Raw genomic sequence first — 7,025 nt, 5'->3', positions numbered from 1 at the left:
CCGTTTTGCCGGCTGTTTTTTTTGACGTGTTTTAAGCCGCAGAAAAAGCATTTTTTGTGTTCAAAGCCTTTGACTCTGTTTAAAGCTTTGCAGGATAAGGGCTACAGCGGCTTTTGGCATCTTTTTTGCCCTATACGCCTAAATTTCAGACGGCCTATCCGCGCATAACCGCCTCAATATCGGCCACACTTTTCGGTGCCGAAACGGTGTAATTCTCACAACCGTCCGCCGTTACCAACACATTGTCTTCAATGCGGATGCCGATGTTGTGAAAGACTGCGGGAATGTCGTCTGCCGCGGCGATATACAGCCCCGGCTCAATGGTACTGCACATGCCGGGCTGCAACAGCAGCGGTTTGCCGTTGTACCAGCGTTTGCCGACATCATGCACATCCAAGCCGACCCAATGTCCCAAGCCATGCATATAAAACCGACGGTAGGCTTGCGATTCGATGTTGCCCTCTACTGTGCCGCGCAACAATTTTTGATCAATCAGGCCTTGTATCAAAATTTTCAGCGCAATCATATGGATATCGCTCCAAGCAGCATTCGGTTTTACTGCGGCAATAGCCGCTTCGTTGGCGGCCAATACAATTTCGTAAATGTCTTTTTGTGCCATGCTGAATGTACCGCTTACTGGAAAAGTGCGTGTGATGTCACCAGCGTAAAAACCATATTCCGCACCGGCATCAACCAGCAGCAAATTACCATCACACAAAATATCTTTATTATCGGTATAGTGTAGGCAACAGGCGTTTTTACCGCCTGCCACAATGCTGTTGTAAGACGGCAAACGTACACCGTGACGCATGAATTCGTGCAGGATTTCCGCTTCGATTTGCAGCTCACTTATTCCTGCCCGCGTTTTCTGCATAGCGCGGATATGTGCCAACGCACTGATTTCTCCTGCTTTTTTTAACAGCGCAATCTCATGTTCGTCTTTAATCAGGCGCATGGGGTCGAGTACTGACGCCAAATCGGCCAAATTCTCGGGCGCGTAACTATCGCTTTGAATACGGTAGCCGGCACTTTGCTGCACCGCGTGCCATTTGGCCATCACTTCCTTATCGTGTTCCGGATACAGCCCCCACAAAGCATAGAGGCTTTTTTTGTTCAGCACCGCCTGCGCGAACTTCGCCGCCCATTCGCCGTTGGCATAAGCTTCATCAAAGCCAAAAATCTCCAAAGCCGTTTCCGGGCCGTAGCGGAAGCCGTTCCAAATTTCGCTTAAGGCATCTTTTTCACGGCAGAACAAAATGCTTTTTTGCGTAGTGCCATCCAGCAGCAGCACCGCCTGCGGCTCATCAAAGCCGGTCAAATAATGGAAATAACTGTCTTGGCGGAACGGAAATTGAGTGTCGTTGCTACGGCGTTGTTCCGGTGCGGCAAACAAAACCGCCATACCTTCGCTGCCGATTTCTTGCAAGACACGTTGGCGCCGCCGGATAAAAGGAATGGTGTTCATGATGCTTCCTCTTGAGGCCGTTTGAAATTCTGTGACGTATTTCAGACGGCCTGAATATAACTGATATTCGGGTTCTAAACCGTAATTTAATGCGGCGATTTCTTCCTTTTGGGCTGCTCAACTTTATTGGCAAACCACAAAGCCGCCACCGCTCCGCACACGTCGGCCGCGGCATCCCCAAACGAGCCTTCACGCGTTTGGGTAAACATCGCCTGCGCGCACTCGCTGGCGATAGCGAAAACCACAGCAGCAATCATCAGGCCGTGATACGGAATCAGATGTTTATCGGCCATAAATGCTTTGGCCAGCAACCAAAACTGTGCAAGAAACAATCCGAAATGCGCCACTTTATCGAAATGTGGAAACGGCGGTATCCTACCTGACGATTCACGCAACAATAGCGAATAAGTGGTAGCGGCAAACCACAATGCCGCCCAAACAGTAAATTTATTGCGCGGCAAAGTCATGTTGACCCTCTTCGTCCAGCCATGTTTGGCAGAGTTCGGCCAAGCGCAAAAATTTACCGCCACGCCTGTTTAACACATCACGCCATTGCACCACTTCTTCACTGCTCGGTGCGTCATCCATACTGCATTCGTATAACAAAAAATCAAGGGTTTCTCCGACTGTGCCGACGCTTTCAGTCTGAATCAAATCAATTAGTTCACTCATGCTAAGGCCGTCTGAAAATAAAAGGTTTAACGACTGTGTAAAAAACGCTGCGCTTCTTCAAACTCACCAACTGTCAGGAGCGGAATGCTTTTGATGGATTTTTTCACCGAATCTTCAATCAGTTGGCGGTGTTCCGCGCCCGGTTTGTTCAGCACATAAGCCGACACCAAAGCCTTATCACCCGGATGGCCAATACCGAGGCGCAGACGGTAAAAATCCGGCGTACCCAAACAGGCTTGGATGTCTTTCAAACCGTTATGCCCACCATTGCCGCCTCCGAGCTTGAATTTAATGCGGCCGCATTCAATGTCCAACTCATCGTGCACTACCAAAATTTCTTCAGGCTTAATCTTGTAAAACTGCGCCAATGCCGCCACCGCCTGGCCGGAACGGTTCATAAACGTCATCGGTTTGATGAGCCAGACATCGCCCTCGGGGTGGCTCATGCGCACCACTTCACCAAAGAATTTTTTCTCTTCTTTAAACGCAGTCTTCCATTGCCATGCCAGTTCATCCAGCAGCCAAAAGCCGACATTGTGGCGGGTTGCTTCATATTCTCTGCCGGGGTTCCCCAAGCCGACGATTATTTTGATTGGGTGGGACATTTTATTCTCATTGGTATGTTGTTTTCGTTAAGGCCGTCTGAAAGGTTTCAGACGGCCTTTAATCTTCCTGATTCCGCACCCGTTGGCGGCGAGCTTCTTTTGGATCAACCAGCAAAGGCCGATACACTTCAATGCGGTCTTTTTCACGCAATACAGTATCGTCTTTGACAGTTTTACCGAATATACCGAGCTTGGCTGTATGCAAATCCAAATCGGGAAACTCGTTTTCCAAACTGCTTTGCAACACGGCTTGACGGATGGTGGTACCATCGGCTACTTGTATAATTTTTAAAACCTGTTTGTCGGGCAGGCCGTACACGATTTCGATATCAGGCATAGCGGCGTTCAGCCTCTTTCACGAATGCATCCACCAATGTGCCGGACAAATGGTTGAATACCGGGGAAATCAAGGCCGATAAAATCAAGCTGCTGAATTCGTATTCCAATTTGAATTCGATTTGGCACATATTGTCGCCCAAATCGACAAAACGCCATATGCCGCGCAGAATTTTAAACGGCCCTTCGAGCAAATCCATTTTGATTTCCCGGCCGGGAATATTGTGGTTATATGTGGCAAATGATTGACGCACGCCCATGTAATCCATAAACAGGCGCGCTTTCAATTCGGTACCAGTGCGCCCGATGATTTCAGTTTTGCTGTACCACGGTAAGAATTTTGGATAATCCTCCACGCGGTCAACCAACTCAAACATCTGCTTGGCGCTGTGTAACACCAACACGCTTTTTTCTACTGTTTTCATTGTGAATCAAACTTGGGAAAAGTGCCACTATTATAAACGAATTTGCTTAGATTTTCAGACGGCCTAAATGAATAATCTTCAATATTTCTGCCTCTCAATCTTTATTTCAATGGTTGCGCACATGGAAAAACAGCAGCGTTACCGCTGCCGTTTAATATACCGATTAGAGCTTGTTTATACCTGAATCATTATCGGAAAAATGTTCCGATTTGACATTTTTCACTTCGGTTTGCAGCCTTTCCGGGGTAATCGCCATCACTTGCTCCTGCTCACTTTTTGCCTCTGCAGGTTCGTCTTGGCGCAGATTATGGCTATAATCTTTCGGCGGACTAGGCTGCTTGCCTGCCATGATTTCAAGAACCTGATCGCGGTCGATGGTTTCCCAATCTATCAGAGCCTTGCACATAGTTTCCATTTTATCCCTGTTTTCATCCAAGATCTTGTAAGCCACGGCGTATTGCTCGTCCAGAATGCGACGGATTTCGGCATCAACATCTTGCTGGGTTTTCTCGGAAATGTTTTGCGAACGGGTCACGCTGCGCCCCAAGAATACTTCGCCTTCGTTTTCGGCATAAACCATCACACCCATTTTGTCGCTCATGCCGTAGCGGGTGACCATTTCTCGAGCGATTTGCGTAGCGCGTTCGAAGTCATTGGAAGCACCGGTAGAAATACGGCCGACAAAAATATCTTCGGCAATACGTCCGCCAAACAGAATTGCAATCTGGCTCAGCATTTGGTCTTTATACATGCTGATACGGTCGCGTTCCGGCAGCTGCCAAGTCAAACCTAGGGCCCGACCGCGAGGCATAATGGTGACTTTGTGCACCGGATCAGTAAAATCCAAGCTCTCGGCCACAATCGCGTGACCTGATTCATGGTAGGCAGTCGCACGTTTTTCATCTTCGTGCATCACCATCGAACGGCGCTCGGGACCCATGTAGATTTTGTCTTTAGCATCTTCAAAGTCGCTTTGATCAACTTTGATTTTGTTGCGGCGACCGGCAAACAAGGCAGCTTCGTTCACCAAGTTGGCCAAATCGGCACCGGAGAAACCCGGAGTACCGCGTGCCAATGACGTTAAATCAACCGACTCATCCAAAGGCACTTTTTGGGCGTGCACTTTTAAAATCTGTTCGCGGCCACGGATATCCGGCAACGGCACCACAACTTGACGGTCAAAACGCCCCGGACGCTGCAAGGCAGGATCTAAGACATCAGGACGGTTTGTGGCGGCAATCACAATCACAGTTTGATTGCTTTCAAAACCGTCCATCTCAACCAACAATTGGTTCAAAGTTTGTTCGCGTTCGTCGTTACCGCCGCCCAAACCGGCACCCCGCTGGCGGCCTACGGCATCAATTTCATCGATAAAGATGATGCAAGGCGAATTTTTCTTGGCTTGCTCGAACATATCGCGCACACGGCTGGCACCGACACCGACGAACATTTCCACGAAATCCGAGCCGGAAATACTGAAAAACGGCACACCAGCCTCACCGGCAATCGCTTTGGCCAGCAAGGTTTTACCCGTACCCGGGCTGCCTGCCAGCAAAATACCGCGCGGCACACGGCCACCCAAACTTTGATAGCGGGTCGGCGCTTTCAGGTAATCGACGATTTCCTGAACTTCTTCTTTGGCCTCATCACAACCGGCCACATCGGCAAAGGTCACTTTGTTGGCATCTTTATCTAACAATTTCGCGCGGCTCTTACCGAATGAAAACGCACCACCTTTACCGCCACCGCCGCTTTGCATGCGCATGAAGTAGAACCAGGCGCCAATCAGCAGTAATACCGGCAACAGGCTGAAGAACAAACTACCCAGCATGCTTGGTTTTTCTTCAGGTGTCACTTTCACGCGGACATCTTTATCCAATAAAGTCTGAATCAGCTTATCATCAAGTGGCGCATTGGTAAAAAACGAAGTTTTATCGGCGCGTTCACCTTTAATCAGATAACCGCTGACCACCGAACCTTCGATATTCACGCTGGCCACTTCACCGTTGTTTACCTGTTGGATAAACTGCGAATATTCGATTTGTTGTTTATTTTCCTGTTTGTCATTAATGGCATTAAATGCTGCCATTAGGCAGACACCCAGCACCAACCAGACCAATACATGTTTAATGGTATTCCCCACTGAATCAGGCTCCATATATAAAGGTAAACGAAAAAAAGATTTTAATGCACGCTGCCCATATTGTCAGCGTTTATTTCTGCCCAATAAATAAATCTCACTTGAACGATTGCGGGAAGCCTCGGGCTTGCGCGTTTGCACAACGTCAAAAATCTCCCGCATGGCTGCCAGATATTCCTGATAGCCTGTGCCCTGAAATACTTTAACTAAAAAATTACCGCCTTTTTTCAGATGGTTGACAGCAAAATCCAAGGCCAGCCCGCACAAATAAAAGCTCTTGGCCTGATCGGTCACGGCATTACCCGACATATTGGGTGCCATATCGCAAATTACAAGGTCTAACGGGCGATTATCCAACAACGATTCGAATTGCGCCAAAACACCATCTTCACGAAAGTCGCCCTGAATGAATGAAACGCCATCGATTTCATCCATCAGCAAAATATCTAAAGCAAATACTTGGCCGTTTTTACCGACCAATTTAGCTGCTACCTGCGACCAACTGCCCGGCGCGCTGCCTAAGTCGGCCAAAATCATACCCGGCTTAATTAGCTTGTCTTTCTCATTTATTTCCAGAAGCTTATAAGCTGCGCGCGCGCGATAACCATATTTTTGTGCCATGTGGACATAATGGTCGTTCACATGCTCATTGAGCCATGCCTTGGAAGATTTGGAACGTACTGCCATAGTATGTGTGAATGTGAAAATCGAATGACGCTATTGTACGTTATTTTCTCGCAGCCCGCCGTTAAATCGCGTACAATGATAAGTTATTATTTTTTAATTTAAGCAATACAAACATGACTGATGATAAATTAAGCACCAAAGAAATTTTGGAACTCAAAGCCCGCGCGCATCATCTGAATCCGGTGGTGATGATCGGCCAACACGGGTTGACCGACTCTGTTATTAAAGAAACCGACGCTGCCCTCACCGCCCACGAATTGATTAAAGTGCGCATATCTAGCGATGACCGCCAGGAACGCATTGACACCTGCAATGCATTGTGTGAAGCCGTTGATGCGCAATTGGTGCAACACATCGGCAAATTATTGGTTTTGTGGCGCAAAAACTTGGAAATGTAACTATGGTGGAATCACGAAAAACGGTACGGTATTGGCCTGCCTTGCCATACTGTCTGCAACAGGCTGTCTTGTACCTATTCTTTACTGATTCCGCTAGTCAGTCATCATTTTAAAAAGCCGTCTGAAAGATATTCTTTCAGACGGCTTTTTAAAATGATGACTGACGTAGATTAGCCCCAAATATCACACCAAATTCGCAAAATTTTAAGCTGCCCTTTATGGTGCGCCAAAGTTAAAACGAAACCCGCATTCTTTCCGGAATAATGGAAAAGATTTCCGGTCAATTCCATTCTATTT

Annotated in this window: 9 protein-coding genes and 1 pseudogene; 1 reads left to right on the top strand and 9 read right to left on the bottom strand. The window is 47.7% G+C overall.

Going from position 1 to position 7,025, the window contains the following annotated elements; genetic code table 11:
* Positions 1–154 precede the first annotated feature (154 nt).
* The 8 genes from C7N83_RS12390 to C7N83_RS12355 form a co-directional block, all read right to left on the bottom strand.
* On the bottom strand, positions 155–1,465 hold the full coding sequence (locus C7N83_RS12390) for an aminopeptidase P N-terminal domain-containing protein (protein WP_106743017.1): 1,311 nt from the start codon (positions 1,463–1,465) through the stop codon (positions 155–157).
* An 86-nt stretch (positions 1,466–1,551) separates the two neighbouring features.
* Positions 1,552–1,932 (bottom strand): VanZ family protein, encoded by a 381-nt coding sequence (locus tag C7N83_RS12385; protein ID WP_106743015.1) that lies wholly within the window; start codon positions 1,930–1,932, stop codon positions 1,552–1,554.
* Positions 1,913–2,137 carry a dioxygenase gene (locus C7N83_RS12380; protein ID WP_106743014.1) on the bottom strand — a complete coding sequence of 75 codons (225 nt, stop codon included), beginning with the start codon at positions 2,135–2,137 and terminating at the stop codon, positions 1,913–1,915. Before C7N83_RS12380 ends, C7N83_RS12385 begins: the two co-directional genes overlap by 20 nt.
* A gap of 26 nt (positions 2,138–2,163) precedes the next feature.
* Complete coding sequence (gene pth / locus C7N83_RS12375) at positions 2,164–2,742, bottom strand: aminoacyl-tRNA hydrolase (protein WP_106743012.1); 579 nt, start codon at positions 2,740–2,742, stop codon at positions 2,164–2,166.
* A gap of 58 nt (positions 2,743–2,800) precedes the next feature.
* A complete protein-coding gene (locus C7N83_RS12370) occupies positions 2,801–3,079 on the bottom strand; it encodes an RnfH family protein (RefSeq protein ID WP_106743010.1) in 279 nt (92 codons plus the stop codon).
* Positions 3,072–3,503 carry a type II toxin-antitoxin system RatA family toxin gene (locus C7N83_RS12365; protein ID WP_106743009.1) on the bottom strand — a complete coding sequence of 144 codons (432 nt, stop codon included), beginning with the start codon at positions 3,501–3,503 and terminating at the stop codon, positions 3,072–3,074. The genes C7N83_RS12370 and C7N83_RS12365 overlap by 8 nt, the downstream gene beginning before the upstream one ends.
* 163 nt (positions 3,504–3,666) lie before the next feature.
* A complete protein-coding gene (gene ftsH / locus C7N83_RS12360) occupies positions 3,667–5,646 on the bottom strand; it encodes an ATP-dependent zinc metalloprotease FtsH (protein ID WP_245911228.1) in 1,980 nt (659 codons plus the stop codon).
* Between the two features lie 63 nt (positions 5,647–5,709).
* Positions 5,710–6,330: an RlmE family RNA methyltransferase gene (locus C7N83_RS12355; RefSeq protein ID WP_106743005.1), complete on the bottom strand. Its 621-nt coding sequence runs from the start codon at positions 6,328–6,330 to the stop codon at positions 5,710–5,712.
* Positions 6,331–6,443: 113 nt separating this feature from the next.
* Here C7N83_RS12355 and yhbY point away from each other — a divergent pair, with 113 nt between their 5' ends.
* Positions 6,444–6,728, top strand: a complete 285-nt coding sequence (yhbY, locus tag C7N83_RS12350; protein ID WP_106743004.1) for a ribosome assembly RNA-binding protein YhbY — start codon at positions 6,444–6,446, stop codon at positions 6,726–6,728.
* Between the two features lie 170 nt (positions 6,729–6,898).
* Here the strand turns inward: yhbY and C7N83_RS16325 are convergent.
* Positions 6,899–7,019 (bottom strand): annotated as a pseudogene (locus C7N83_RS16325) (IS1595 family transposase); the annotation flags it as partial.
* Between the last annotated feature and the right edge of the window lie 6 nt (positions 7,020–7,025).

The organism is Neisseria iguanae, from assembly GCF_003013245.1.
GTDB lineage: Bacteria > Pseudomonadota > Gammaproteobacteria > Burkholderiales > Neisseriaceae > Neisseria > Neisseria iguanae.
This window is presented reverse-complemented; position numbering and strand designations above follow the sequence as displayed.